The sequence below is a fragment of the Pseudomonas sp. B40(2017) genome (assembly GCF_002112855.1).
In the GTDB taxonomy this organism is placed as follows: Bacteria; Pseudomonadota; Gammaproteobacteria; order Pseudomonadales; family Pseudomonadaceae; genus Aquipseudomonas; species Aquipseudomonas pharyngis.
Map to the genome: position 1 here is coordinate 35,648 of NZ_NEIT01000006.1, position 26,511 is coordinate 62,158.

The following is a 26,511-nucleotide window of genomic DNA, read 5'->3' on the forward strand; positions in this document are numbered from 1 at the left end:
TGTCTGCGCCGATTCAGTCTGGACGTACTTTTAAAAAAAGATGAAGCAAAGTTGACGCTGTTGCTCGTCAATATTTTGGCTAGATTCTTTCGCTATTAACTTTATGCCAAACTATTGACCTTCTGGGTGCCATCCTAAACAATCGTCCCAGTAATGTCACATTGATATTTATGCGGCGACCTGCCCTTCAGCGTGTGATCCAGTTCCGGTTTTAAACTTTCCGACATACGGTCATTCCGGTTGCCATCTTCCGACGCAGCTCACCAATTTGCTGTGATTCAAGACAAGAAGTTCTGGGAAATCTTTACCATGCGTTCGCACCTGTTCAAGGCTCTACCCTTCGCTCTCGCCGCCTCTTTCGTACAAGCACAATCCTTACCAGAAGCCATGCAGCAGGCGCTGGATGTCCATCCGGAAATCCAGGCAGGGGTCAACAGTCGGCTGGCCGCGGATTATCAATTAAAGGCTGCAAAAGGTGGATACCTGCCCAAGGTCGATCTGCTGGGCGGTTATGGTCGTGAAGGCACCGACAGCGTGACCACCCGCGCCAATGGTGGCGGCAATCACTGGGAAACCCTGAACCGCAGCGAGTCAAGTTTACGTCTGTCGCAAATGGTTTTTGACGGTTTTGCGACGTCCAGCGAAGTCGGGCGTCAACAAGCCACCGTCAACTCCCGCGCGTATTCCCTGCTCGGCACTTCCGAACGCACCGCGCTGACCGTGGCCCAGGTTTATCTGGATGTGCTGACCCGTCGCGAATTCGTGCGTCTGGCCGAAGAAAACCTCAAAAGCCACCAACGCATCTACGACCAGATCCAGCTGCGCACCCAGCGCGGCGTCGGCAGCGGGGCCGACCTCGATCAGGCCGAAGCGCGTATGGCTCAGGCCCGCAACAACCTGATCACCGAGCAGACCAACCTCGCCGACTCGGAAACCAACTTCCTCAGCGCCGTCGGCCAGATGCCCGATCAGCTGGAGCGTCCGGCGCCGTTCATGGCGATGATGCCGGCCAACCTGAATGAAGCGCGCCAGCAGATGCTGGAAAACAGCCCGATCCTGCGTTCGGCCGAGTCCGATATCGCCGCGGCCGAGAAGCAATACGAGACTGCCAAGTCGACCTTCTACCCGCGCTTCGACGCCGAGCTGGGCCGCACTGCCGACAACGACCTCGACGGCCAGAACGGTCACAACAACGAATGGCAGGCCATGTTGCGCATGCGCTTCAACCTGTATTCGGGCGGCAGCAACAAGGCGGATCTGGAATCCAAGTCCTACCTGTCGAACCAGGCGCTGGACATCCGCAACAACGCCTTGCGTCAATTGAATGAAGAACTGGGCCTGGCCTGGAACGCCCTGAACAACGCCAACGCCCAGGTGCCGATCGCTCAGCAGTACGTTGATCACAGCACTTCGGTGCGCACTGCTTACCAGCGCCAGTTCAGCCTCGGCGAACGGACCCTGCTGGATTTGCTCGACAGCGAAAACGAGCTGTTCACCGCTTCGCGGCGTCTGGCTGAAATCAAAAACATTCAGTTATTTACTCAGTATCGAATCAAGGCGACCATGGGCGAATTGCTCAAGAGCCAGGGAGTGGTCGCACCCTTGGCATCCGTTGTGCAGAACGACGTGAAGCCCAAGGTCCAGCTGCCTGGGATGAATTGAGTTGTCCCTTTTCAACTGCTAAAGAGTGTCGAGCGTGGAATCAGAAGTCAGTCGAGTTCATCTCAGTCATGATCCACGCGCGTTGCACGACGATCCGTTACTGGATGGTCTGCTCGCTCTTTGCATGCTCCACCAGAAACCCGCCAGCGCGGCGATGCTGACCACCGGCCTGCCGTTGCCCAAACAACGCCTGAGTGTCGAGCTGCTGCCCCGTGCAGCGGCGCGCGCCGGGCTGCAAGGGCGGGTGCTGCAGCGCAAGCTCGAAGAAATTCCGGCGATTGCCATGCCGGCGCTGTTGCTGCTCAAGGATGGCCGCAGTGCCGTCCTGCTCGGCTGGCAGGGCGAGAACGAAGCACGGGTGCTGCTCAGCGAAAGCGACGGCGGCGAATCCCTGGTCAGCCGCGAACTGCTGGCCGACGACTACACCGGCAAAGTGTTCTTCGCCCAGCCCCAGCACAAATTCGACGTCAACCACGGCACGCTGATCCCGCGTGCGCGATCGTGGTTTCGCGACACCCTCAAGCGTTCGCGCTGGCTGTATGCCGACGCCATCGCCGCCAGTTTCCTGATCAACATCATCGCTATGGCCGCGCCGCTGTTCGTGATGAATGTCTACGACCGCGTGGTGCCGAACCAGGCCGAAGCGACCCTGTGGGTGCTCGCGCTGGGCATCACCGGCGCCTATCTGTTCGACCTGATCCTCAAGAGTCTGCGCAGCCTGTGCCTGGATCTGGCCGGCAAGAAAACCGACCTGATCATCTCCGCCACGCTGTTCGAACGCATCGTCGGCATGGCCATGAAATACCGCCCGGCGCGGGTCGGCAGCTTTGCCCAGAACATTCATGAGTTCCAGAGCCTGCGCGACTTCCTCGCCTCGCTGACCCTGACCAGCCTGATCGACCTGCCGTTCACCATCCTGATCTTCATCGTCATCGCGATTCTCGGCGGGCATCTGGTGTGGATTCCGGTGCTGGCCTTCCCGATTGCGCTGCTGATCGGCTATGCCTTGCAGAAACCGCTGGTGGCAACCATGGAACGCACCATGGCCCTCGGCGCCGAGCGTCAGTCGAGCCTGATCGAAACCCTCGCCGGCCTCGACGCGGTGAAGGTCAACAACGCCGAAAGCGAACGCCAGTATCAATGGGAGCAGACCATCGGCACCCTCAGCCGCCTCGAGCTGCGGGTGAAAATGCTCTCCGGTCTGGCGATGAACATCACCCTGCTGATCCAGCAACTGGCCGGGGTGATCATGATCGTCTTCGGCGTGTACCAGATCATCGCCGGCAACCTGAGCATGGGCGGCCTGATCGCCTGCTACATGCTCAGTGGCCGCGCCCTCAGCCCGCTGGCGTCGCTGTCCGGTCTGCTGACCCGTTACCAGCAGGCGCGGGTGACCATGACTTCGGTCGACCAGATGATGGAGCTGCCGCAAGAGCGCAATTTCGAAGAGCGCCCGCTGAGCCGCAAGGTGCTGCAAGGCGCGATCGAATGCCGCCAGCTCAGCTTCACCTACCCGGAACAACAGAACCCGGCGCTGAAGAACATCAACCTGGTGATCCGTCCCGGCGAGAAGATCGGCATCATCGGTCGCAGCGGCTCGGGCAAAAGTTCGCTGGCGAAATTGCTGGTCGGCCTCTATCAGCCGGATGACGGCGCATTGCTGGTGGACGGCGTCGACATCCGCCAGATCGACGTCAGCGAGCTGCGCTACAACATCGGCTACGTGCCGCAGGACATCCAGCTGCTGGCCGGCACCCTGCGCGACAACCTGATTTCCGGCGCTCGTTACGTCGAAGACGAACTTGTCCTGCAGGCCGCTGAACTGGCCGGCGTCCACGAATTCGCCCGACTGCACCCGCAGGGTTATGAGCTGCAAGTCGGCGAGCGCGGGCAGAACCTGTCCGGTGGCCAGCGCCAGAACGTCGCGCTGGCCCGGGCGCTGTTGCTCAATCCGCCGATTCTTTTGCTCGACGAACCGACCAGCGCCATGGACAACACCGGCGAAGAACGCCTCAAGCAACGCCTCGCGGCGGTGGTGGAAAACAAGACCGTGGTGCTGGTGACGCACCGGGCATCGCTGCTGTCGCTGGTCGATCGCCTGCTGGTGGTCGACCGTGGGCAGATTCTCGCCGACGGCCCGAAAGCGGCCGTCATGGAAGCGTTGAAGAAGGGGCAGATCAGTGTTGCTTAAGTCGGGTTTCAAGGATTCGATCCGCCGCTACTTCAAGGGCTCGGCATCGCTGCAGGGCCAGCCGCTGCCGGAGGTCAACAAGGCCTTGATCGAGGACGCGCCGCGCGTGGTGCGGCTGACGATCTGGGCGATCATCGGTTTCTTCGTGTTCCTGATGCTGTGGGCCAACTTCGCCGTCATCGACGAAGTGACCAAGGGCGACGGCAAGGCGATTCCCTCGTCGAAGATCCAGAAAATCCAGAACCTCGAGGGCGGGATCGTCTCCGAGCTGTTCGTCAAGGAAGGCCAGATCGTCGAGGCCGGCGCACCGCTGGTACGCCTGGATGACACGCGATTCGCCTCCAACGTCGGTGAAACCGAGGCTGATCGCCTGTCGATGCTGCTGCGGGTCGAGCGCCTGAGCGCCGAGGTCGATGACCGGCCACTGAATTTCCCCGAGGACGTGCTCAAAGCCGTGCCGGGTCAGGCCAAGAGCGAAGAGTCGTTGTACATCAGCCGTCGCCAGCAACTGCACGACGAGGTCGGTGGCCTGCAGGAGCAGTTGATTCAGCGCCAGCAGGAGCTGCGCGAATTCACCTCGAAGCAGGCGCAATACCGCCAGCAACTCGGCCTGCAACGCCAGGAAATCAACATGTCCGAGCCGCTGGTGGCCCAGGGCGCGGTATCGCCGGTGGAAGTGCTGCGACTCAAGCGTGCCGAAGTGGAAACCCGTGGTCAGCTCGACGCCACCACCCTGGCGATCCCGCGCGCCGAATCGGCGATCAAGGAAGTGCAGCGCAAGATCGACGAGACCCGCGGCAAATTCCGCAGCGAAGCCCTGACTCAGCTCAACGAAGCGCGTACCGACCTGAACAAGGCCCAGGCCACCGGCAAGGCACTGGAAGACCGGGTCAGCCGGACGCTCGTCACCTCGCCGGTGCGGGGCATCGTCAACAAGATGCTGGTCAACACCATCGGCGGCGTGATCCAGCCGGGCAGTGACCTGCTGGAAATCGTACCGCTGGACGATACCTTGCTGGTCGAAGCGAAGATCCGCCCGCAGGACATCGCGTTCCTGCATCCGGGCCAGGAAGCCACGGTGAAATTCACCGCGTATGACTACACCATCTACGGCGGTTTGAAGGCCAAGCTGGAGCAGATCGGCGCCGACACCATCACCGACGAAGACAAGAAAACCACCTACTACGTCATCAAGCTGCGCACCGAGCGCAGCCATCTCGGCACTGACGAGAAGCCGTTGCTGATCATCCCGGGAATGGTGGCGTCGGTGGACATCATCACCGGCAAGAAGACCGTGCTGAGCTATCTGCTCAAGCCGATCATCCGGGCGCGGGCCGAGGCGTTGCACGAACGTTGATTCTATTCGAGGCTGATGGCCTCATCGCGAGCAGGCTCGCTCCCACATTCGATATGAGTCGAACACAGATTTTGCGTTTACTGGAGATCAAGTGTGGGAGCGAGCCTGCTCGCGAGGCGTCTGTCAAAACAACACATTCCGTCCAGAAGTGACGCAAATGGTCACTCACCATCCAGTCCATTCCTAAGCATTCGCCATATCGTTATTCGTTAACAGTATTTAAATTCCGCTTCTTATAGCTATAAAGTCAGCCTCCTGCGTACCTGCCGACCAATCGGCGCGCCGCACGACACGAACCAACACGCAATCCAGCGTGAGTTTCTGATCGACGCGCGCGCCCATGAGCGCGCCGTGCGTGGGAGATTGATTGATGTCCGCAGCTACTGCTACCCCAAGCGCCGCGACTGCCGCGCCGCAAACCTTCGAAGTCCGCCCGTTCAGCGGTGCCGTCGGCGCCGAGATCATCGGCCTCGACCTGACCCGTCCGGTCAACGACGAAGACTTCGCCCGCATCCACCGCGCGCACCTCGATCACCACGTCGTGGTGTTCCGCGACCAGCGCATCACCCCGCAACAGCAGATCGACTTCAGCCGCCGCTTCGGCGTGTTGCAGATCCACGTGCTCAAGCAGTTCCTGCTGGCCAATCACCCGGAAATCCTCATCGTTTCCAACATCGTCGAAAACGGCCAGAACATCGGCCTCGGCGATGCCGGCAAATTCTGGCACTCGGACCTTTCCTATAAAGAACTGCCGAGCCTCGGCTCGATGCTGCACGCCCAGGAACTACCGTCCGAAGGCGGCGACACCCTGTTCGCCGACATGCACAAAGCCTGGGACAGCCTGCCCGACGCGCTGCGCACAGCCGTTGAAGGCCGCTCGGCTGCGCATTCCTACACCGCGCGCTACAGCGAAACCAAATTCGAAGGCAACTGGCGCCCGACCCTGACCCCGGAGCAACTGGCCCAGGTCGCCGAGGTCGTGCACCCGGTGGTCCGCACCCATCCGGAAAACGGCCGCAAGGCGTTGTTCGTCAGCGAAGGCTTCACCACCCGCATCGTCGGTCTGCCGGAGGACGAGAGCAAACAACTGCTCGACGAGCTCTACGCCCACAGCGTGCTGCCGCAGAACATCTACCGCCATCAATGGCAACCCCACGATCTGGTGTTCTGGGACAACCGCTCACTGATCCACCTTGCCGCCGGTTGCCCTGCGCACCTGCGCCGCAAGTTGTATCGCACCACCATTCAGGGCGACGCGCCTTTCTGATTCGCCGGAGATCCGATCATGTCCAAACGTCTTCCATTCGCACCGCTGGCGGCGGCCATCGGCCTCGGTTTCAGCCTGATCGCCGGCAGCCTGGTGGCGCCGACCGCGGCCCACGCCGAAGGTGAAATCCGTATCGCCGAACAGTTCGGCATTGTCTATTTATTGCTCAACGTGGTGCGCGATCAGGGACTGATCGAGAAGTACGGCAAGCAGGAAGGCCTCGACATCAAGGTCGACTGGACTCAGCTGTCCGGCGGCGCGGCGGTCAACGATGCGTTGCTCTCCGGCTCCATCGACATTGCCGGCGCCGGTGTCGGGCCGTTGCTGACGATCTGGGATCGCACCCACGGCAAGCAGAACGTCAAAGCCGTGGCCTCGCTGGGCAACTTCCCGTACTACCTGGTGAGCAACAATCCCAAGGTCAAAACCATCGCCGACTTCACCGAGAAGGACCGCATCGCGGTGCCGGCGGTGGGCGTTTCCGTGCAGTCGCGCTTCCTGCAATACGCGGCGGCCAAACAGTGGGGCGACAAGGAGTTCAATCGCCTCGACAAATACACCATCGCCGTTCCGCACCCGGACGCCACTGCTGCATTGATCGCCGGCGGCACCGAGCTGACCGGGCATTTCTCCAACCCGCCGTTCCAGGATCAGGCGCTGGAGAATCCGAACGTCCACGTCGTGCTTAATTCCTATGACGTGCTCGGCCCGAACTCGCCGACCGTGCTGTTCGCCACCGAGAAATTCCGCAACGAGAACCCGAAAACCTACAAGGCGTTCGTCGAAGCGCTGACCGAAGCCGCGCAATTTGCGCAGAACGATAAAGGCGCGGCGGCCGATACATACATCCGTGTGACCAAGGCCAAGATCGACCGCGCAGCGTTGCTGAAAATCATCGACAACCCGCAATTCGAATTCAGCGTCACGCCGAAAAACACCTACCCGCTCGCCGAATTCCTCTACCGCGTCGGCGCGATCAAGAACAAACCCGAATCGTGGAAGGACTACTTCTTCCAGGACGCCAAACCGTTGCAGGGGAGCTGATCGACATGAACGCCCCTTTGCAAGGCCACGCGGCCAGCAACCCGATCGCCACTGCGCAAGCGCTTTTGGCGGTCGATCAGGTCAGCCTCGAATACCGCACGCCGCAGCGCGTCGTGCGCGCCACCCACCAGGTCAGTTTCGAAGTCGATCAACAGGATCGCTTCGTGCTGCTCGGTCCTTCCGGCTGCGGTAAATCCACCTTGCTCAAAGCCGTCGCCGGGTTCATTGCACCGTGCGAGGGCGAGATCCGTCTGCAGGGCCAGCGGGTCGACGCGCCGGGACCGGACCGGATCGTGGTGTTTCAGGAGTTCGATCAACTGCCACCGTGGAAAACCGTCAAACAGAACGTGATGTTTCCGCTGCTGGCTTCGCGCACGCTGAAGAAAAAGGAAGCTGAAGAGCGTGCGCTGCATTACCTGGAGAAAGTCGGTCTGGCGGCGTTCGCCGATGCCTACCCGCACACCTTGTCCGGCGGCATGAAAGCGCGGGTGGCGATTGCCCGGGCGCTGGCGATGCAGCCGAAAATCCTGCTGATGGACGAGCCGTTCGCCGCGCTGGATGCCCTGACCCGGCGCAAGATGCAGGAGGAATTGCTGCTGCTCTGGGAGGAGGTGCGGTTCACCTTGCTGTTCGTCACCCACTCGATTGAAGAAGCGCTGGTGGTGGGCAATCGGATCCTGCTGTTGTCGCCGCATCCGGGCCGGGTGAGGGCGGAAGTGCACAGTCATCAATACGATTTGCACAGCCTCGGCGGTGTGGCGTTTCAGGAATCGGCGCGGCGTATTCACCGATTGCTGTTCGATGAAGGCCAGTCGCCGGAAACCGAGCGCGAACTGGATTTCACCGATATCCGCATCGCTTATTGAGCCGCCTGGAGGATTGCCCGATGAGCCATTCATCATCCGTACGTCAAGAATTCGAAAACGATCTGCAACCGCTGACCAGCGTTCCGGTGGAGCGCGAGCTGGCGCTGGGCCAGCGCTTGTGGCAACAGGGCTGGCTGCGCAAAAGCGTGATCCTGATTTTGCTCGCCGTGCTCTGGGAGGTTGTGGCCCGGGTGCAGAACAACGACCTGCTGCTGCCGAGCTTCTTGCAGACCAGTCACGCGCTGTATGACGGCCTGCTCAGCGGCGAACTGCTGGGCAAGGTGTGGATCTCGCTGGTGGTGCTGATCAAGGGTTACCTGATCGGCATCGTCCTGGCCTTCGCCCTGACCACGCTGGCGGTTTCGACCCAGGTTGGTCGGGACTTGCTCAGCACCCTGACCTCGATGTTCAACCCGCTGCCGGCGATTGCCCTGTTGCCGCTGGCGTTGCTGTGGTTCGGGCTGGGCCAGAACAGCCTGATTTTCGTGCTGGTGCATTCGGTGCTGTGGGCGCTGGCGTTGAACACTTACGCCGGGTTTCTCGGCGTCTCGGAAACCCTGCGCATGGCCGGGCGCAACTACGGCTTGAAGGGCATGCGCTTCGTGCTGTTCATCCTGATTCCGGCGGCGCTGCCATCGATCCTCGCCGGACTGAAAATCGGCTGGGCCTTCGCCTGGCGTACGCTGATCGCTGCCGAGCTGGTGTTCGGTGCCACCAGCGGTAAGGGTGGTTTGGGCTGGTACATCTTCCAGAACCGCAATGAGTTGTACACCGACAAGGTGTTTGCCGGTCTGGCGGTAGTGATCCTCATCGGTTTGCTGGTGGAGAACCTGGTGTTCGACACGCTGGAGCGGGTGACGGTGAAACGCTGGGGAATGCAGCGCTGATTTTTCGATCTGCTAGCATTGCGTGCGAATCAATCCTGATCGGTCACGAGTGCTCAGTATGCAACTCCCGGACATGAACCTGTTGGTCGCCCTCGACGCTTTGCTCGACGAGGGCAGTGTGGTCGGCGCCGCGCGGCGGATGAACCTCAGCCCCGCGGCCATGAGCCGCACGCTGACGCGGATCCGCGAAGCCATTGGCGATCCGATTCTGGTGCGCGCCGGTCGCGGTCTGGTGCCGACGCCCAAGGCCCTGGAACTGCGCGAGCAGGTGCGCGATGTGGTCGAGCAGGCGGCGCTGCTGTTTCGCTCGGCCGATGCCGTGGAGCTGGGCACGTTGCGCCGGCGCTTCAGCATTCGTGCCAACGATTTTTTCGTCGGGGTGTACGGCGGCAAGCTGTTCGACACCCTCGATCAACTGGCGCCGCACTGTGAACTGCGCTTCGTGCCCGAAGGTGACGGTGACGATGAAGCCCTGCGCGAAGGGCGGATCGATCTGAGCGTGAGCAACACCCGCCCGGTGACGCCGGAAGTCAAAGTGCAGAACCTGTTTTCCACCCACTTTGTCGGTCTGGTGCGCGAGGATCATCCGCTGCTGGATGGCGAGATCACGGCCGAACGTTACGCCGGTTTTTCCCACATCAGCATGTCCCGCCGGGGCATCGCCCGTGGGCCCATCGACACCGCTTTGAATGCCCTGGGGCTGGAGCGGAGGGTGGCAGTGATTGCACCGAGTTTCCACGCGGCGATGTTCGCCCTGCCGGACTCCGACCTGATTTTGCCGGTGCCCAAGGAAGCGCTGCTCAGCGTGCGGCGGCTGGGCTTGAAGCTGCGCTCGTTCAATCTGCCGGTCCCGTTGCCGACCCTGATGCTGACCCAGGCCTGGCACCCGCGTTTCGACAAGGATCCGGCCCACCGCTGGCTGCGTGAAACCCTCAAGACCTGCTGCGACGAAACCTGGCTGGCGGCACAGCCCTGACGATTGCGTCTGGCGCACTTATAAGCTGCCAATAAGTCAATTTTCGTCAGCACTAAGCCCCACTAACATGCTCCGGTATTTTTCCCTCCGGAGTTTGCTTGCATGACATCCCTGACGGTCACGGCGCCGATCGCCGCAACCGCTCCGATGGCAGCCGCGCCACCGGTGTTTGGGGCGCGGATCATCATCGGTCTGGTCGGCGTGCTGCTGGCGGTGCTGGTGTCGGGTCTCAACGAGATGGTGACCAAGGTCGCCCTGGCCGACATTCGCGGCGCCCTGAGCATCGGCTACGACGAAGGCACCTGGCTGGTCGCCGGCTACACCGCGACCTCGGTGGCGGCCATGGCGTTCGCGCCGTGGTGCTCGGTGACCTTTTCCCTGCGTCGCTTCACCCTGTGCGCCATCGGCGTGTTCACCCTGCTTGGGGTGCTCTGTCCGTTCGCCCCGAACTACGAAAGCCTGTTGCTGATGCGCATCCTGCAAGGCCTGGCTGGCGGCGCGTTGCCGCCGATGCTGATGACCGTCGCGCTGCGATTCCTGCCGGCCAACATCAAGCTTTACGGTCTGGCCGGTTACGCCCTGACCGCGACGTTCGGTCCCGGTCTCGGCACGCCGCTGGCGGGGTTGTGGACCGAATACGTCGGCTGGCAATGGACGTTCTGGCAAATCATCGTGCCGTGCCTGATTGCCATGGCGATGGTTGCCTGGGGCATTCCACAGGATCCGCTGCGTCTGGAGCGCCTCAAATCGTTCAACTGGAAAGGCCTGCTGCTGGGCTTTCCGGCGATCTGCATGCTGGTGATCGGCCTGTTGCAGGGCAATCGCCTGGACTGGTTCGAATCCAACCTGATCTGCGCTTTGCTCGGCGCCGGTTCGCTGTTGCTGGTGGCGTTTCTGATCAATGAATGGTCGCAGCCAATCCCGTTTTTCAAGTTGCAGATGCTCGGCATCCGCAACCTGTCGTTCGCGCTGATGACATTGGCCGGCGTGCTGGTGGTGCTGCTGGCGGTGGTGCTGATTCCATCGAGTTATCTGGCTCAGGTGCAGGGTTACCGGCCGGTACAGACTGCGCCGATCATGCTGATCGCGGCGTTGCCGCAGTTGATCGCGCTGCCGCTGGTGGCGGCGCTGTGCAACCTGCGCTGGGTCGATTGCCGCTGGGTGCTCGGCATCGGTTTGAGCATGCTGACGCTGTCGTGCCTGGGCGGCTCGCAACTGACCTCGGAATGGATTCGCGACGATTTCTACGTCCTGCAATGGCTGCAGATTTTCGGCCAGCCGATGGCGGTGCTGCCGTTGCTGATGTTGTCGACCGGCAGCATCCAGCCGCAGGACGGGCCGTTCGCCTCGGCCTGGTTCAACACCGTGAAAGGCTTGGCGGCGGTGGTCGCCACCGGCGTGATCGAAGCGCTGACCACTTCGCGCCTGCATTTTCATTCGACGATGCTGGTCGATCGCCTCGGCAACTCACCGCTGGCCGCAAGCAATGACCCCGGCCTCGCCCATCGTCTGCACGAACAGGCGGTGGTGCTGACTTCCTCGGATCTTTATCTGTGCATGGCCGGCGTCGCGGTGGCGCTGATCCTGCTGATTTTCTGGCTGCCGACGCGGATCTTTCCGCCGCGCGCGCCGACCTGACTGGAACAGAAGGTTTTTATGACGACTCAAGCAAAGCAAAAACTCGCGGTGGCCGTAGCCGCTGCGCTGGCGGTTGGTGTGCTGGTGTATCTGGCGATGCCCGGCCTGTTCGGCAAACGCACCCAGCAGAACACCAACGATGCGTTCGTCTCTGCCGACTTCACCCTGGTGGTGCCGCGTGTGGCCGGATTCATCAAAGAGGTGCTGGTGGAAGACAACCAGCAGGTCAAGGCCGGGCAATTGCTGGCGCTGATCGATGACCGCGACCTGCGCGCCGCCGCCGAAGCCGCCGATGCGCAAACCCTGGTGGCCCGCGCTCAATTGCAGAACGCCAAGGCCACGCTGGAGCGCCAAACTTCGGTGATCGCTCAGGCGCAGGCGTCGGTGGTCTCGGCCAAGGCTGAAATGGCTTTCGCCCAGCAGGAATTGAACCGTTACAACCACTTGGCCGGCGTCGGTGCCGGCACCGTGCAGAACGCGCAGCAGGCGCGCACCCGGATTGATCAGGCTTCTGCGCGGCTGGACACGGCCACCGCGAAACTGGCGGCGGAACGTAAGCAGGTCGAGATTCTGACGGCGCAGCGCGATGCCGCCGAAGGCAGTTTGAAGCACGCTCAGGCCGCGCTGGAAATCGCCAGTTTCGAGCTGTCCTACACGCGCATCACCGCGCCCCAGGACGGCATGATCGGCGAGCGCGCCGTGCGGGTCGGCGCCTATGTGACGCCGGGCAGCAAACTGCTGGCGGTGGTGCCGCTGAAACAGGCCTATGTGGTCGCCAACTTCCAGGAAACCCAGCTCACCGACGTGCAGCCGGGGCAGGACGTGGTCGTGCGGGTCGACAGCCTCGGCGGCGAAGCCCTCACCGGCCGTGTCGAAAGCATCGCCCCGGCTACCGGCGTGACCTTCGCGGCGGTCAAACCGGACAACGCCACCGGCAACTTCACCAAAGTCGTGCAGCGGATTCCGGTAAAGGTTCTGCTGGATCCGGGCCAGCCACTGGCCGAACGGCTGCGGGTGGGGATGTCGGTAGAGGCGAGCATCGACACCGAAAGCTCGGCCACCTCGGTGCGTGAGGTGACGCAGCGATGAAGCGCTTTCAGTCCATGACGGTTGTCCTGAGTCTGTCGGCGTTGGCGGCGTGCACCGTCGGCCCGGACTTCCAGAAACCCGAAACCACCCGGATTGCCGAGTGGGCAAAACCGTCAAAAAGTGCCCCCAGCCAGGCCGTCAGCGAACCGTTGAACGAGCGCTGGTGGGAAGTCTTTCACGACGCACAGCTCTCGGCCCTGACTCAGCGCGCCCTGCGTAGCAACCTCGACCTGCAACTGGCCAGCAGCCGCCTGCAACAAAGCCGCGCTGCCCGTCAGGTGATCAGCGCCGACCGCTATCCGACGACCGCCGCCACCGGCAGCTACGCCCGCAAACGCAACAGCGGCGAAGGCTTGAACGACCCGTCCGGGCACAACGGCGATTCCGCCTTCAACCTGTGGGATGCCGGTTTCTCCGCCTCCTGGGAACTGGATTTCTGGGGCCGTGTGCGCCGGGAAACCGAAGCCGCCGACGCCAATCTCGAAGTCGCGGAAAACGACCGTCGCGGCGTGCTGTTGGCGGTACTCGCGGACACCGCGCAGAACTACATCCAGCTGCGTGGTGTGCAGAACACCCGCGCGGTCACCGAGCAGAACCTCGACGTGGCGCGGCACAGCCTGAAGCTCTCGCAACTGCGCCTCAACGATGGCGTGGCCACCGATCTCGACGTCGCCGAAGCCGCCGCGCAAGTGGCGGCCATCGAATCGCGCCTGCCGGCGCTGGAGCAACGTCAGGCGCAACTGATCAACGCCATCAGCCTGTTGATGGGCGAACCGCCACAGGCCTTGGCTCAAGAGTTATCCACAGACGCGCCGGTGCCGCAGTCGCCATTGACCGTCGCCATCGGCCTGCCGTCGCAACTGGCCGAACGCCGCCCGGACATTCGCCAGGCCGAAGCTCGTCTGCATGCCGCCACCGCCAACATCGGCGTGGCCAAGGGCGATTTCTATCCGCGCATCACCCTGTCCGGCAACCTCGGCTCGCAAGCCATGCAACTCAGCGATTTCGGTTCCTGGGGCTCTCGCGCCTTCGGCATCGGCCCGCAATTCAGCCTGCCGCTGTTCGACGGCGGCCGCTTGCGCGGCATGCTGCAACTGCGCGAAGCCCAGCAGCAGGAAGCAGCGATCGGTTATCAACAGACCGTCCTGCGCGCCTGGCACGAAATCGACGACCAACTGACCGCCTACAACGCCAGCCAGCGCCGCCGCGACAGCCTCGCCGAAGCCGTGCGCCAGAACCAGATCGCCCTGCGCACTGCGCAACAGCAATACGTCGAAGGCGTGGTCGACTTCGTCAACGTCCTCACCGTGCAAGGCGCTCTGCTCGCCACCCAGGAACAATGGGTGGAAAGCTCCACCGGCGTTTCACTGGCGATGGTCGGGCTGTACCGGGCGCTGGGTGGGGGATGGGAGTCGGTGTACCCAGACGAGAACCGGGCCGCCGTGTTGCCGGGTGTCGCGAAAGCGCCAGCCGGCGTCGACGGTTCTGCTGTGGCTGACCTAAAGTGATGAGCAGGTTGGCGCGTCATACTCTCGTGGCGCAACGGCGCGGCAAGAGGAAGCAATGGCGGTTAACAGAGTCACGCCAATGGGCGACACGCAAGATCCCTTTGCCGCACCCGGCTCCTGGTTCGGCAGTCTGCGCTGGGTGCGCTGGGTAAAACATCATTGGCTGTGGCCGATCCTCGTGCTGGCGGCGTTCGTGCGTTTTTATGACCTGACGGCGGCGGCGATCTGGGGCGATGAAGGGTCCAGTCTGCTGTTGGCGCGCTATCCGTTGAGCGAAATCTGGAAGCACGCGGCCTTCGATGTGCATCCGCCGCTGTACTTCATACTGCTGCATGGCTGGATCGAGCTGTTCGGTGACGGCATCTTCGCGATCCGCTGCCTGAGTGCGCTGGCCGGCATCGCGGCGGTCGGGTTGGGCGTCTGGCTGGTGGATCGCCTGGCCACACGCCGGGCCGCCTTCATCGCCGGTCTGTTGCTGGCGCTGCTGCCGACAGCGGTGCGCTACAGCCAGGAAGTGCGCATGTACGCGTTGCTCGGAGGACTGTTGCTCGCCGCGAGCCTGGCGCTGGTTTACTGGATCAGGCGCCCCCAGCGAAACCGCTATCTCGTGATTTACGCGTTGTTGATGAGCGCGGCCTTCTACACCCACTACTTCGCCGTTCTCGCGGTTTTGTGTCACTGGCTCTACCTGATCGCGATCCGCGTACAGCGCGGTTATCGATTCCGCCATATCCAGCGCTGGAACTGGTGGCTGGCGAACCTGGCCATCGTCGTGCTGTACCTGCCCTGGCTGCCCAATCTGCTCGACTTGATGCAGCACATGGAACAGCTCAGGGCCGGCGGCGATGTCGGCTGGGAGCCGGCCGTCACCTTGAGTTCGCTGCCGTCGATGATCTGGTCGTGGTTGATTCAGGACGATGGCGATACGTTACCGCTGCTGACGTTCGCAGCGTTGCCCCTGGCATTGCTGGCACTGGCGGCTGTCGCGGTGATGCGCGATCGCAGCGTGTCGCGCGGCAGTATGCTGTTGGCGCTGTACACCGGACTGCCGCTGCTGCTGGTATTTGCGGTGTCGTTCATCACGCCGGTCTTTGTCGAGCGCTATTTGACGGCGTACGCCCTGGGGTTGCCGATGCTGGCGGCGTTGGCCATTGACCGTTTGTACAGCCACGCACGGTTGCTCGCTTTGGCGGTGTTGGTCTCACTGATCGGCGTGGAACTGCTCGGCGTGAACAACAACGCCAACGTCGACAGCGATGATCAGTTCGACCGCGTGGTGAATTACGTCAATCGGCATTTCCTGCCGGGCGATCGTATCGTCACCAGCGACATGCTCTGGTACTTGAGCTACGTCTATTACGACCGCAGCGGTGCGCAGGTGCGCCTCTTTACTCCGCCGACAGCGGACGGCCGTTCGACACAACCGAATGAGTACGGCTTCGGCACACTGGTGAGCCGCGAGGTCTATCTGGACAGCCTCGCACAATTGCCGGGGCATGGACGGGTCTGGCTGGTCGGGACGTTCGGCGCTGCGGAAGAATTCTCACCCTTACCCGCCACCTGGCAGCCCGGCGCCGAAATCCATGCCGGCGGCGCCAACGCACGCCTGTTCATCCCCCAGCCACCACTCGACTAAAGCCGCCCCTCATAGACGCCGCTGCCGACTGCGAGCTTTTGCCTCAGGATTTACCTGACAAATCTGCCATGCCCTTGAGCAGTTCGATCGGCAACGGAAAGACGATGGTCGAGCTCTTGTCCCCGGCAATCGAACTCAAGGTCTGCATGTAGCGCAGTTGCATGGCGCCGGGCTGGCGACCGAGCATTTCGGCGGCCTGCATGAGTTTTTCCGAGGCCTGCAATTCGCCTTCGGCGTGGATCACCTTGGCGCGCCGTTCCCGCTCGGCTTCGGCCTGTTTGGCGATGGCGCGCACCATCGACTCGTTGAGGTCGACGTGCTTGATTTCGACGTTGGCGACCTTGATCCCCCAGGCGTCGGTCTGGGCGTCGAGCACTTGCTGGATGTCGATGTTCAGGCGTTCGCGTTCGGCCAGCAGTTCGTCCAGCTCATGTTTGCCGAGCACCGCGCGCAGGGTGGTCTGGGCCAGTTGGCTGGTGGCCATGAGGAAGTCTTCGACCTGGATGATCGCTTTCTGCGGGTCGAGCACGCGGAAGTACAGCACCGCGTTGACCTTCACCGATACGTTGTCGCGGGTGATCACGTCCTGCGGCGGCACGTCGAGGACGATGGTGCGCAGATCGACCCGGACCATTTGCTGCACCACCGGAATCAGCAGGATCAGCCCCGGTCCCTTGACCTGCCAGAAGCGTCCGAGCTGGAACACCACGCCGCGTTCGTATTCGCGCAGGATGCGGAACGTCGAGCCGGCCAGGGCGATCAGCAACAGCAGCAGCGCGACAAAACCGATTTGCAGACCCATGATCACTCTCCGAGCGGTGCCGCGTCAGTCGCGGCCACTTGCAGCAACAGACCCTTGCGCCCGACCACCCGCACCGGTTGCCCGGTGTGCAGCGGTGTGGCGCTCAGCACCTGCCAGCGTTCTCCTTGCAACTGCACCCAGCCGTTGCGGCTGTCTTCCGGTTGCACCACCGTCACCGCCGTGACACTGCCGAGCAGGCCGGCATCGCCGCTGACCGGTTGGCGCGGTCGGGTTTTCAGGGCGCGGACCAGCAGCGCGATCAGCAACAGGGCGCTGACCAGGCCGAGGCCGATCATCATCGGTACCGGCAGTTCGGCGTTGCTCAGGATCAGTGCGCCGATCACGAACATGACGATGCCGCCGAGGCCGATCACCCCGTAGTTGGGCAGCGCGGCTTCGGCGATCAGAAACGCGATGCCCAGGGTGATCAGCCACAGACCGACCGGGCTGACAGCGGTAAACGGGGTGTCTGCCGCAACCACCGTTCCACTCAGCAGCAACAGGGCAAACGCACAGCAACGGATGTTCACGTGACCCTCCGCGAGAGTCAGGGGTTGTTCTTACAGTCTAGTTGAGGCTGTGGCTGGATGAATTTTGATCAATTCTCCCCGCCCCGCCAGTGGGCGGATTTCCCGGTGTGCGCGGCCGACGGGACTAGACTTTGAAGGACAGCCACAGCGTTTCATTACCGTCCGCCGCGCAGCGTCGGCGGGCACCGAGGTGCATCATGCGTATGGCCAAGAAAGTGCAGAGCAGCCTCAACCGGGCGCAATGCGAATATGACATCGTCACCCACCCGCACTCGTCCAGCAGCCTGGAAACGGCGCGGGTCTCCGGGATTGCCGCAGAACGGGTGGCCAAATCGGTGATCCTGGACGACCGTCACGGGCACTACCTGATGGCGGTGCTGCCCGCCAGCCGACACCTGGACTTGAGCAAGGTGCGCAGCAGCGGCGAATGGCAAATCACCCGCGAAAGCAATCTGGCGCACATTTTCGACGACTGCGAACGCGGCGCCGTACCGCCCCTGGGCGATTCCTATGGCCTGGACATGGTCATCGACCCGCTGCTGACCCGGCAGAAAGACATCTACCTGGAAGCCGGCAACCACAACAACCTGCTGCACATGAGCATGCCCGAGTTCCTGAAAATGGTGCCGCATGCGCAGGTGCGGGAGTTGAGTCAGTAGCTTTTTTAGCGTCTGTGCCGACGCCAATCGCGAGCAAGCTCGCTCCCACAGGTTCTGCGCTAAACCTGTGGGAGCGGGCTTGCTCGCGAAAAATCTTTCACACCCTACAAATCTCGCAGGAGTTCCGACATGGAAAACCCGACGCACAGCCTCCCATCCCTGTTCAAGCAACTCGGCCTGGACAACGACCCGGTCAGCATCGACCAGTTCATCGCCACCCATTCCCCGCTCAAACCCGAACTGCACCTGTGCGACGCGTTTTTCTGGAGCGAGAGCCAGGCGGATTTCCTGCGGGACGAAATTCTCGATGATGCGGATTGGGCGGAGGTGGTGGATCAGTTGGATGTGATGTTGAGGAAGGGGCGGGGCGCTTAGTCAGCGTAAAATTTCGTCACAGGATATCCTCAATCGCCCTCTCTATCTGGGGTAGCTTCCGATTTCAAAGAAGACTGGAAGCTGAAAAATGCAAAGATTCCCCCCGGTAAAAATGATCAGTGTCGAGGCTTTTAAAGAAAATTTTGATGCGGTAATCAAGGACGTCAAATATGAGCCAGTCGTTTTACAAAAGCACAGTCAAGTTTTAGCTGTCCTGCTTTCCGCATCATTGTATGAGGCGGTTATTGAACGGCTGGACGATCAGTATTTGGCGTTGATCATTCACTCGCGACGCAATGAAATTGGAAAACCCATCGAGCTGGATCAACTGTAAAAAACCTTCGAGGAGATTTGTTTCAAAACTTGACTGAATTTCCCCACCAATGCGATATTGATAGTTAGCAAACTAACAGTGTGTGCATTCCCTCGTGCCGAATAACCTCGACGTTCTCCAGATGAACATCAGCAGTGCCATGGTGGTGGCCGCCAGGCATTGGCGGAAGATCTGCCAGACCACGCTGGTCAATTATGGAATTTCCGAAGCCTGCGCCGTCCCGTTGTTGATGATCGGGCGGTTGGGCGAGGGTGTGCGCCAGGTGCAGGTGGCGCAGGCGGCGGGGATGGAGTCGCCGTCGCTGGTGCGCCTGCTCGATCAGTTGTGTCACGCCGGGTTTGTCTGCCGCACCGAAGATGCCCAGGACCGTCGCGCCAAATGCCTGAGCCTGACCGACGCCGGCCGTGAGCTGGTGCAAGCGGTGGAGGCGCAACTGGTGCGTCTGCGTCATGAAGTGCTCGAAGGCATCGACCAGCGCGATCTGGAGGCTACGCTTCGAGTACTGAGAGCTTTTGAGGCGGCCACTCCGCCAACGGTGATCAATCCGTGAACGGGTTCTTTTCCGGCATGCCCCCGGCGCGGGACTGGTTCTACGGGGTCCGCACGTTTGCGGCTTCGATGACCGCGCTGTACATCGCCTTGCTCATGCAGATGCCGCGTCCGTACTGGGCGATGGCCACGGTGTACATCGTTTCCAGCCCGTTCCTCGGCCCGACCAGTTCCAAGGCGTTGTATCGGGCGATCGGCACGTTTCTCGGTGCGGCGGCGGCGGTGTTGTTCGTGCCGATGTTCGTTCAGAGCCCGTATGTGCTGGTGGTGGTCATCGCCTTGTGGACGGGGATTCTGCTGTTTCTGTCCCTGCATTTGCGCACCGCCAACAACTACGCGCTGATGCTGGCCGGCTACACCTTGCCGTTGATCGCCCTGCCGGTGGTGGATAACCCGCTGGCGGTGTGGGACGTGGCCGAGTCGCGGACTGAGGAAATCTTTCTCGGCATCGCCGTAGCGGCGGTGGTCGGCGCAATGTTCTGGCCACGACGCCTGGCACCGGTGTTCAACGATGCCGTGGGCAAGTGGTTCGCCGACGCCACAACTTACAGTCTGAAATTCCTCAGCCGCGACGTGCAGCCCGAAGAGGTCGCAGCCCTGCGCATGGCCATGGTCGGCAGTTTCAACAGCCTGGAATTGATGATCGGCCAGTTGCCGCACGAAGGTGCGCGGCCGCAGACGGTGCGCAACACCAAGGAACTGCGCGGGCGGATGATCCACCTGCTGCCGGTGATCGATGCCCTCGAAGATTCGCTTTACGCCCTCGAAAGGCGCACGCCCGAGCTGGTGGAAAAGTTCGCCCCGCTGCTCACCGCGACCCGCGAATGGCTCGGCCACAAAGACGCCGATCTCGACCGCTGGCAAGCCCTGCGGGATCAGCTCGAAGCGCTGCAACCGAGCACCGAAGCCCTGGAAGATCGCAGACAGTTGCTGTTTTCCAACGCGCTGTATCGCCTCGGCGAATTCATCGATCTGTGGCAGGACTGCCGCAGCCTGCAGGACGCGATCCTGTGCGAGCGCCAGGACAGCTGGCGCGCGGTGTATCGTCACTGGCGCCTCGGTCGCCTGACGCCATTCATCGACCGTGGGCTGATGCTGTATTCGGTGGTCTCGACCATCCTGGCGATCATCGTCGCCTCGGTACTGTGGATCCTGCTGGGCTGGACCGACGGCGGCAGCGCGGTGATTCTGGCGGCGGTGTCGTGCAGCTTCTTCGCCTCGATGGACGACCCGGCGCCGCAGATCTACCGGTTCTTTTTCTGGACCGGTATGTCGGTGCTGTTTGCCAGTCTGTACCTGTTTCTGGTGCTGCCGAACCTGCATGACTTTCCGATGCTGGTGCTGGCGTTCGCGGTGCCGTTCATCTGTGTCGGCACCCTGACGGTGCAGCCACGCTTCTACCTCGGCATGCTGCTGACGCTGGTCAACACCTCGTCGTTCATCAGCATTTCCGGTGCTTACGACGCGGACTTCTTTGCCTTCGTCAATTCCAACCTGGCGGGTCCGATTGGGTTGTTGTTCGCGTTTATCTGGACCCTGATCGCCCGGCCGTTCGGCGCCGAACTGGCGGCCAAGCGCCTGACCCGTTTCAGCTGGAAAGACATCGTCAGCATGACCGAACCGGCGAACCTCGCCGAACACCGGCAACTGGGTGTGCAACTGCTCGACCGTCTGATGCAGCACCTGCCGCGTCTGGCGCTGACCGGCCAGGACACCGGCATCGCCATGCGCGAAGTGCGCGTGGGGCTGAACCTGCTCGACCTGCTCGCCTACACACCGCGAGTGACGGGCGCGCCGAACGCGTTGCTCAAGCAAGTGGTGGCAGAGGTCGGCGAGTATTTCCGGGCCTGTCTCAAGGCCGGCGAACGCCTGCCAGCGCCAAGCGCCTTGCTGATGACCATGGATCGCACCCGCCGCGCGCTCAACGGCCACGGCGATGAAGAAACCCGGCTCAACCTGTTGCACGCCTTGAGCGGTTTGCGCCTGGCGCTGTTGCCCGGCGTGGAATTCGTTTCCAACGCAGAGCCCGAAGAACCGCTGCCCGAAGGAGCGCCCCTATGATCGGTGATCTGGATATCAGCGGCATTTTCCTGCCAACCCTGCTGGTGTTGATGGGCATCACTTATGTGCTGTTTGTGTTGGTACACGGCGTGCTCACACGCCTGCATTTCTACCGTCTGGTCTGGCACCGGGCATTGTTCAACGTGGCTCTCTACGCCGTGATGCTGTACGGCGTGGATTCACTCAGTCGATACCTGATGACATGAAAAAACCGTTTCTGACCCTCGGTCGCGTCGTCCTGACGCTGCTGATCGTGACTTTCGCCGTCGTCGTGGTCTGGCGCATGGTGATGTATTACATGTTCGCGCCCTGGACCCGCGACGGCCACATTCGCGCCGACATCGTGCAGATCGCTCCGGACGTGTCCGGGCTGATCCAGCAGGTCGAAGTGAAGGACAACCAGTTGGTGAAACGCGGCCAGGTGCTGTTCAGCATCGACCAGGACCGTTTCAAACTGGCGTTGCGCCAGGCCAGGGCGGCGGTCGCCGATCGCGAAGAAACCCTGGCTCAGGCGCAGCGTGAAGCCAAGCGTAACCGTGGTCTGGGCAATCTGGTGCCAGCCGAACAGCTGGAAGAAAGCCTGTCGAAAGTGGCCCGCGCGCAATCGGCCCTGGCCGAAGCGCTGGTGGCGGTGGACAGTGCTCAGCTCAACCTCGATCGCTCGGTGATCCGCAGTCCGGTGGACGGCTACGTCAACGACCGTGCGCCACGCTCGCAGGAATTCGTCACCGCCGGGCGTCCGGTGTTGTCGGTGGTCGACAGCAATTCGTTCCACATCGACGGCTATTTCGAAGAAACCAAACTCGACGGCATCCACATCGGGCAGTCGGTGGATATCCGTGTGATCGGCGACCGCGCCCGCTTGCGCGGGCATGTCGAAAGCATCGTCGCCGGTATCGAAGACCGCGACCGTTCGAGCGGCAGCAACCTCCTGCCCAACGTCAATCCGGCGTTCAGCTGGGTGCGTCTGGCGCAACGGATTCCGGTGCGCATTGCCTTCGACGACGTACCGGATGATTTCCGCATGATCGCCGGGCGTACCGCCACTGTGTCGATCATCGACGATCAACCGCAGGAGTCCGCCAAATGAGCAGGGCTCTGATGATCGCCGGTTTGGGCATGATGCTGTCGGCCTGCTCGATGGTCGGGCCGGACTACCACGTGCCCGAAGACGCGGCGATCCAGCGCAAGGATTTCCAGGGCGACCTGGCGGTGGCCGGCAAACCGGTGGTGTCGGCCCCGGTGCCGGCGGACTGGTGGCGGCTGTACCAGGATCCGCGTCTGGATCAACTGGTGCAGCAGGCCATGGCCTCCAACACTGATCTGCGGGTGGCGGCGGCGAACCTGTCGCGGGCCCGTGCGCAGGTCGATGAAGCCGAAGCGGCCGGTGGCTGGAGCGGCGGCGTGAAGATGGGTGCGCAACGCTTGCAGGAATCCGGCGAGGCATTCCTGCTGCCGGAGAAAGTGCCGGTGGCCAACATCGGCGATATCGGCATCAGCGCGTCCTATCAGTTCGACCTGTGGGGCACGTTGCAACGCGGGATCGAAGCGGCCAAAGCCAACGCCGACGCAACCCAGGCCGCTGCCGATACGGCACGCATCACCCTGGTCGCCGACGTGGTGCGGGCCTACACCCAGGTCTGCGCGGCGAACGAGGAACGGGAAATCGCCCAGCATTCCCTCGACCTGCAATCCCAGAGCACCACCCTGATCCAGCGCCTGCGCGATGCCGGGCGTGGCGACGAAACCCAGGTCACCCGTTCGCAGACCCAATTCAAATCCCTGCGCGCCGACATGCCGCGTTATGAGGCGGCGCGGCAGGCCGGGTTGTTCCGTCTGTCGATGCTGCTGGCCAAGCCTGTCGATCAATTGCCGGCCGGCACCGCGACCTGTGCCGAGCTGCCGAAAATCGCCCAACTGGTGCCAGTCGGTGACGGCGCCGCGCTGCTCAAGCGTCGGCCGGACATCCGCCAGGCCGAGCGGCGTCTGGCGGCCGCGACCGCCGGGATCGGCATCGCCACCGGCGAGCTGTACCCGGACATCAGTTTCGGCGCGACAATCGGCACCGTCGGCATTCTCGACAACCTGGGCAAACCGTCCACCAACCGCTGGGGCTTCGGCCCGTCGCTGAGCTGGAGTGTGCCGACCAACGGCGCCCGGGCCCGCATCCGTGAAGCCGAAGCCACGACCCAGGGCGCGCTGGCGCATTTCGACGGCGTGGTGCTCAACGCCATCCGCGAAACCCAGACAGGTCTGTCCCAGTACTCCGCGCTGCTGCAACGCCGCGATGCACTGGCCGATGCCGAGCAGTCGGCAAAACTGGCGGCGGACCAGACGCACCGCTTCTTCCAGGCCGGTCGCGAGTCGTTCCTTGCAGACCTGCAGGCCACCCGCACTTACACCGACGTCACCGCGCAACTGGCCGCGGCCAACACCCAGGTTGCCATGAGCCAGATCGATTTGTTCCTCGCCCTGGGCGGCGGTTGGGAAAGCGGACGAACGCAAGCCTCGAGCGCCAGCAAACCCTGAGGCCGTTGCTATGCTTTGAAGTATTGAAAGGGCGCCCCGAACCAGGCGCCTTTTCAGTGCACATCGCTAGCGCAGGTCTAGGGGAAACCAATAATGAAAAACCCTTACGCTCTTGGCTTCTGGTGCGCCCTGGTAGCCCTGGTGCTGCTGTCGGCCACCTATTTCTACGGCATCATGCTGGCCCACCAGATCGACAAGGCAATGGTCTTCCTCGACAGCACCGTGGCGCTGATCGCGGTCATGGCGATCGTGGTCGTGGCGTCGGCGCTGGTGCAGACCCAGCGACTCAAGAAACGCCAGCTTGAGCAAAGCAAGACGCTGCTGCTGATCTGGGACACCAAGGTCGCGCTGCGCAAAGTCGAAACCGTATTCGACCGCTACTTCTGGGGCGGCTACTGGCAGCCGGGGCGTACCTTCGCCGAAGTCATGGGCGAGCTCACCGGCACGCCGCTGGAAAAAAGCCTCGAAGCCCTGAAAAAACAATGTCTGGCCCTCGACCGACAAGTCGCCGGCGACGGTTGGCACTGGCTCAACAACGCCCGCGAACTGTCGGACGTCGCCACAGCCATGGCCCGCGAGCGTTATCAACTGGATTTCTGCGACCCGCGCAGCGACGGGCCGGACGGAGCGGTGATCGACCGGGATTTCGAAGTGCTGGTGTACACCTGGACCGCGCGGCTGAAAAGCTTCGACCATCAGCTGGACGAGATCGAGGTTCAATACTCCTGAGCCCGAAAAGATCGCCGAACCCGGCGATCTTTTTGTTTGTCCATGTCTTGTCGACATTCTTTAACCTTTAAACATTGGGCTGCCAGGCGCGCCCGGTGCTAATCTCCACCGCTAAATTCAGCGGAGTCGCGCCACGGCCCGGTCACGGGTTCAGGGAAGACGACCACACTTTCAGCCACGGAAATCGATCAGGTCATTCATGAATAAATCAGCAGGCGTGCTTCTCGGAATTGTTGTGGCCATTGGCGCCATCAGCGTAGGCGGGGCCTGGTACACCGGCACCAAAATCGAAGGCGTGCTGAACAACGCCGTCGCCAATGCCAACAGCGAGTTGCAGACCGCCATGGCCGGCTCCAACGGCAGTGCGTCGCTGGAACTGGTATCGCTGGAGCGCAACACCTTCAGCAGCACCGCGCACTATCGCCTCAAGGGCGAGGGTGAAATGTTCGGCGAAGCGCCGGTCGAGCTGCTGTTCGTCGACCGCATCGAACATGGCCCGCTGCCGTTCTCGCGTCTGGTTTCGCTGAAATGGCTGCCGGTCATGGCCACCAGTCACTTTGAGCTGGAAAAGACCCCGATCACCGAAAAATGGTTTGCCGCCACCAAGGGCGCGGCGCCGCTCAAAGGTGTGGTCAACATCGGCTACGACCAGTCCACCACCGGCAACCTCGAACTGCTGCCACTGGAAACCGCGCTGGATGACAAGTCGAACCTGAAGTTTTCCGGCTTGAACATGGATATTTCCGCCAGCGCTCAGGCCCAGAAGGTCAAGGCCGACGGCTACATGGACAGCCTGCGCCTGACCACGGTCGCCGAAGACCAGACCCCGGTGCAGATCGAACTCAATGGCCTGACCCTGGCCAGCAACCTCGCCAAGAGCACCTACGGCTACTACACCGGCGAGAACACCCTGGAGCTGACCAGCAGCAAGACCACCTTCGGCGCCAAGCAGTCGGTGCTGGGCGTGAAGAACTTCGAAATGAAGAACCGTACCGAAGAGAACGGCAGCAACGCCTCCGGCCGTGCCGACTACAAGGTCGCTGAAGTGACCCTCAACGACAAGAAGATCGGTTCGGCCAATCTGGCCATGAGCCTGAAAAACCTCGACATTCCGTCGGCGATGTCGCTGATGCAGATCTACCAGACCAAGCTGCAGCCTTACGAAAAAGCCGCTGCCGAAGCCACCGCCGCCGGCCTGCCGGCACCGGAGCTGAACCTGACCGAGGCCGAGTCGACCCAGGTCAAGGCCGACCTGCAGAAACTGCTGGCGGCCGGGCCGCAACTGGCGCTGGAAGACCTGTCGCTGAAAACCGCCAACGGCGAAAGCCGGGCGAATCTGGTGCTTGATCTGACCAAGCCTGCGTCGATGGACCTGCCACCGGATCAACTGGGCAAACAGTTGATCGCGCTGCTGGACATCAATGTGTTGGTGTCCAAGCCGATGCTGGTCGACCTGCTCAGCGTGCAGGCGCAAATCGATGGCCAGACCGATGCCAAGGCCATCGTCGACCAGGCCAGCGCTGGCGCCGACATGTTCGCCGGCATGGCCGTCGGTTCGCAGCTGGCGACCCTGGATGGCACCAACGTTGTCACCAAGCTGCATTACGCCGCCAATCAGGTTGAATTCAACGGCCAGAAGATGACCGTCGAGCAGTTCGTGGGCTTCCTGATGAGCAAGTTCGGCAGTATCGAACAGCCTCAGTAAACGCCTCGCGCGTCACCGAAACGCCCGGCCTCTGCACCCGCAGACGCCGGGCGTTTTGCTGTCTGGCATCCGGGTCAACGGTCAGCCGGGGCCAGTCATCGTCACGAATCTGAACAA

The 26,511-nt window shown here is 62.2% G+C and carries 24 protein-coding genes; 22 read left to right on the top strand and 2 right to left on the bottom strand.

All coding sequences use genetic code 11. The features are described from left to right. The first annotated feature begins 309 nt into the window (after positions 1–309). The 12 genes from CAF76_RS17245 to CAF76_RS17300 all read left to right on the top strand — a co-directional run bounded on the left by CAF76_RS17245 (position 310) and on the right by CAF76_RS17300 (position 16,121). Entirely contained in the window at positions 310–1,662 is a 1,353-nt protein-coding gene (locus CAF76_RS17245) for a TolC family outer membrane protein (RefSeq protein WP_011331849.1), read from the top strand. 34 nt (positions 1,663–1,696) lie between these two features. Next, on the top strand, positions 1,697–3,853 hold the full coding sequence (locus CAF76_RS17250; protein ID WP_039773034.1) for a type I secretion system permease/ATPase: 2,157 nt from the start codon (positions 1,697–1,699) through the stop codon (positions 3,851–3,853). Then, entirely contained in the window at positions 3,843–5,210 is a 1,368-nt protein-coding gene (locus CAF76_RS17255) for an HlyD family type I secretion periplasmic adaptor subunit (RefSeq protein ID WP_011331851.1), read from the top strand. The genes CAF76_RS17250 and CAF76_RS17255 overlap by 11 nt, the downstream gene beginning before the upstream one ends. A 370-nt stretch (positions 5,211–5,580) precedes the next feature. Continuing rightward, the gene (locus CAF76_RS17260; RefSeq protein ID WP_085647895.1) at positions 5,581–6,477 is read left to right on the top strand and encodes a TauD/TfdA family dioxygenase; all 897 of its coding nucleotides are present in this window, start codon (positions 5,581–5,583) and stop codon (positions 6,475–6,477) included. Positions 6,478–6,495: 18 nt separating this feature from the next. Continuing rightward, positions 6,496–7,521: an ABC transporter substrate-binding protein gene (locus CAF76_RS17265; protein WP_074689341.1), complete on the top strand. Its 1,026-nt coding sequence runs from the start codon at positions 6,496–6,498 to the stop codon at positions 7,519–7,521. A 5-nt stretch (positions 7,522–7,526) separates the two neighbouring features. Next, positions 7,527–8,387, top strand: coding sequence for an ABC transporter ATP-binding protein (locus tag CAF76_RS17270; protein ID WP_007957720.1), 861 nt, complete (start codon positions 7,527–7,529; stop codon positions 8,385–8,387). A gap of 20 nt (positions 8,388–8,407) precedes the next feature. Continuing rightward, on the top strand, positions 8,408–9,274 hold the full coding sequence (locus tag CAF76_RS17275; RefSeq protein ID WP_064592581.1) for an ABC transporter permease: 867 nt from the start codon (positions 8,408–8,410) through the stop codon (positions 9,272–9,274). Between the two features lie 58 nt (positions 9,275–9,332). Continuing rightward, the gene (locus tag CAF76_RS17280; RefSeq protein WP_039773030.1) at positions 9,333–10,250 is read left to right on the top strand and encodes a LysR family transcriptional regulator; all 918 of its coding nucleotides are present in this window, start codon (positions 9,333–9,335) and stop codon (positions 10,248–10,250) included. 102 nt (positions 10,251–10,352) lie between these two features. After that, entirely contained in the window at positions 10,353–11,888 is a 1,536-nt protein-coding gene (locus CAF76_RS17285; RefSeq protein WP_085647896.1) for an MFS transporter, read from the top strand. Positions 11,889–11,906: 18 nt separating this feature from the next. After that, positions 11,907–12,977 carry an HlyD family secretion protein gene (locus CAF76_RS17290; protein WP_085613328.1) on the top strand — a complete coding sequence of 357 codons (1,071 nt, stop codon included), beginning with the start codon at positions 11,907–11,909 and terminating at the stop codon, positions 12,975–12,977. After that, positions 12,974–14,485 (top strand): efflux transporter outer membrane subunit, encoded by a 1,512-nt coding sequence (locus CAF76_RS17295; RefSeq protein ID WP_256579629.1) that lies wholly within the window; start codon positions 12,974–12,976, stop codon positions 14,483–14,485. Before CAF76_RS17290 ends, CAF76_RS17295 begins: the two co-directional genes overlap by 4 nt. 55 nt (positions 14,486–14,540) lie before the next feature. Further along, entirely contained in the window at positions 14,541–16,121 is a 1,581-nt protein-coding gene (locus CAF76_RS17300; RefSeq protein WP_085647897.1) for a glycosyltransferase family 39 protein, read from the top strand. A 43-nt stretch (positions 16,122–16,164) separates the two neighbouring features. Here the strand turns inward: CAF76_RS17300 and CAF76_RS17305 are convergent, their stop codons facing one another. Next, positions 16,165–16,923 carry a slipin family protein gene (locus tag CAF76_RS17305; protein ID WP_039773021.1) on the bottom strand — a complete coding sequence of 253 codons (759 nt, stop codon included), beginning with the start codon at positions 16,921–16,923 and terminating at the stop codon, positions 16,165–16,167. A 2-nt stretch (positions 16,924–16,925) separates the two neighbouring features. Continuing rightward, complete coding sequence (locus CAF76_RS17310; protein WP_085647898.1) at positions 16,926–17,453, bottom strand: NfeD family protein; 528 nt, start codon at positions 17,451–17,453, stop codon at positions 16,926–16,928. Positions 17,454–17,650: 197 nt separating this feature from the next. On the opposite strand from CAF76_RS17310, the gene CAF76_RS17315 reads away from it, so the two are divergent. From CAF76_RS17315 to CAF76_RS17360, 10 genes are all read left to right on the top strand, one after another. After that, positions 17,651–18,112, top strand: coding sequence for an aminoacyl-tRNA deacylase (locus tag CAF76_RS17315; protein WP_007957669.1), 462 nt, complete (start codon positions 17,651–17,653; stop codon positions 18,110–18,112). A 129-nt stretch (positions 18,113–18,241) separates the two neighbouring features. Next, positions 18,242–18,487, top strand: a complete 246-nt coding sequence (locus tag CAF76_RS17320) for a DUF2789 domain-containing protein (protein ID WP_085613325.1) — start codon at positions 18,242–18,244, stop codon at positions 18,485–18,487. 88 nt (positions 18,488–18,575) lie between these two features. Further along, positions 18,576–18,821 carry a type II toxin-antitoxin system Phd/YefM family antitoxin gene (locus tag CAF76_RS17325; RefSeq protein WP_081353107.1) on the top strand — a complete coding sequence of 82 codons (246 nt, stop codon included), beginning with the start codon at positions 18,576–18,578 and terminating at the stop codon, positions 18,819–18,821. A gap of 121 nt (positions 18,822–18,942) precedes the next feature. Next, a complete protein-coding gene (locus CAF76_RS17330) occupies positions 18,943–19,371 on the top strand; it encodes a MarR family winged helix-turn-helix transcriptional regulator (RefSeq protein WP_039773010.1) in 429 nt (142 codons plus the stop codon). After that, a complete protein-coding gene (locus tag CAF76_RS17335) occupies positions 19,368–21,431 on the top strand; it encodes an FUSC family protein (protein ID WP_085647899.1) in 2,064 nt (687 codons plus the stop codon). The genes CAF76_RS17330 and CAF76_RS17335 overlap by 4 nt, the downstream gene beginning before the upstream one ends. Next, positions 21,428–21,637 carry a DUF1656 domain-containing protein gene (locus CAF76_RS17340; protein WP_007957657.1) on the top strand — a complete coding sequence of 70 codons (210 nt, stop codon included), beginning with the start codon at positions 21,428–21,430 and terminating at the stop codon, positions 21,635–21,637. Before CAF76_RS17335 ends, CAF76_RS17340 begins: the two co-directional genes overlap by 4 nt. Next, on the top strand, positions 21,634–22,521 hold the full coding sequence (locus CAF76_RS17345) for an HlyD family secretion protein (RefSeq protein WP_085647900.1): 888 nt from the start codon (positions 21,634–21,636) through the stop codon (positions 22,519–22,521). Before CAF76_RS17340 ends, CAF76_RS17345 begins: the two co-directional genes overlap by 4 nt. Beyond that, positions 22,518–23,960, top strand: a complete 1,443-nt coding sequence (locus CAF76_RS17350; RefSeq protein WP_064382679.1) for an efflux transporter outer membrane subunit — start codon at positions 22,518–22,520, stop codon at positions 23,958–23,960. Before CAF76_RS17345 ends, CAF76_RS17350 begins: the two co-directional genes overlap by 4 nt. A 93-nt stretch (positions 23,961–24,053) precedes the next feature. Further along, positions 24,054–24,689 (top strand): NADH:ubiquinone oxidoreductase subunit N, encoded by a 636-nt coding sequence (locus CAF76_RS17355; RefSeq protein ID WP_085647901.1) that lies wholly within the window; start codon positions 24,054–24,056, stop codon positions 24,687–24,689. A 199-nt stretch (positions 24,690–24,888) separates the two neighbouring features. Next, complete coding sequence (locus tag CAF76_RS17360) at positions 24,889–26,394, top strand: YdgA family protein (protein WP_085647902.1); 1,506 nt, start codon at positions 24,889–24,891, stop codon at positions 26,392–26,394. Positions 26,395–26,511: the final 117 nt, after the last annotated feature.

Bases quoted from the DNA above. Each gene is read 5' to 3' on its own strand.
- CAF76_RS17245 (WP_011331849.1), top strand. From the start codon at position 310: ATGCGTTCGCACCTGTTCAAGGCTCTACCCTTCGCTCTCGCCGCCTCT.
- CAF76_RS17260 (WP_085647895.1), top strand. From the start codon at position 5,581: ATGTCCGCAGCTACTGCTACCCCAAGCGCCGCGACTGCCGCGCCGCAA.
- CAF76_RS17265 (WP_074689341.1), top strand. From the start codon at position 6,496: ATGTCCAAACGTCTTCCATTCGCACCGCTGGCGGCGGCCATCGGCCTC.
- CAF76_RS17270 (WP_007957720.1), top strand. From the start codon at position 7,527: ATGAACGCCCCTTTGCAAGGCCACGCGGCCAGCAACCCGATCGCCACT.
- CAF76_RS17275 (WP_064592581.1), top strand. From the start codon at position 8,408: ATGAGCCATTCATCATCCGTACGTCAAGAATTCGAAAACGATCTGCAA.
- CAF76_RS17280 (WP_039773030.1), top strand. From the start codon at position 9,333: ATGCAACTCCCGGACATGAACCTGTTGGTCGCCCTCGACGCTTTGCTC.
- CAF76_RS17285 (WP_085647896.1), top strand. From the start codon at position 10,353: ATGACATCCCTGACGGTCACGGCGCCGATCGCCGCAACCGCTCCGATG.
- CAF76_RS17290 (WP_085613328.1), top strand. From the start codon at position 11,907: ATGACGACTCAAGCAAAGCAAAAACTCGCGGTGGCCGTAGCCGCTGCG.
- CAF76_RS17295 (WP_256579629.1), top strand. From the start codon at position 12,974: ATGAAGCGCTTTCAGTCCATGACGGTTGTCCTGAGTCTGTCGGCGTTG.
- CAF76_RS17300 (WP_085647897.1), top strand. From the start codon at position 14,541: ATGGCGGTTAACAGAGTCACGCCAATGGGCGACACGCAAGATCCCTTT.
- CAF76_RS17305 (WP_039773021.1), bottom strand. From the start codon at position 16,923: ATGGGTCTGCAAATCGGTTTTGTCGCGCTGCTGCTGTTGCTGATCGCC.
- CAF76_RS17315 (WP_007957669.1), top strand. From the start codon at position 17,651: ATGCGTATGGCCAAGAAAGTGCAGAGCAGCCTCAACCGGGCGCAATGC.
- CAF76_RS17320 (WP_085613325.1), top strand. From the start codon at position 18,242: ATGGAAAACCCGACGCACAGCCTCCCATCCCTGTTCAAGCAACTCGGC.
- CAF76_RS17325 (WP_081353107.1), top strand. From the start codon at position 18,576: ATGCAAAGATTCCCCCCGGTAAAAATGATCAGTGTCGAGGCTTTTAAA.
- CAF76_RS17330 (WP_039773010.1), top strand. From the start codon at position 18,943: ATGAACATCAGCAGTGCCATGGTGGTGGCCGCCAGGCATTGGCGGAAG.
- CAF76_RS17340 (WP_007957657.1), top strand. From the start codon at position 21,428: ATGATCGGTGATCTGGATATCAGCGGCATTTTCCTGCCAACCCTGCTG.
- CAF76_RS17345 (WP_085647900.1), top strand. From the start codon at position 21,634: ATGAAAAAACCGTTTCTGACCCTCGGTCGCGTCGTCCTGACGCTGCTG.
- CAF76_RS17350 (WP_064382679.1), top strand. From the start codon at position 22,518: ATGAGCAGGGCTCTGATGATCGCCGGTTTGGGCATGATGCTGTCGGCC.
- CAF76_RS17355 (WP_085647901.1), top strand. From the start codon at position 24,054: ATGAAAAACCCTTACGCTCTTGGCTTCTGGTGCGCCCTGGTAGCCCTG.
- CAF76_RS17360 (WP_085647902.1), top strand. From the start codon at position 24,889: ATGAATAAATCAGCAGGCGTGCTTCTCGGAATTGTTGTGGCCATTGGC.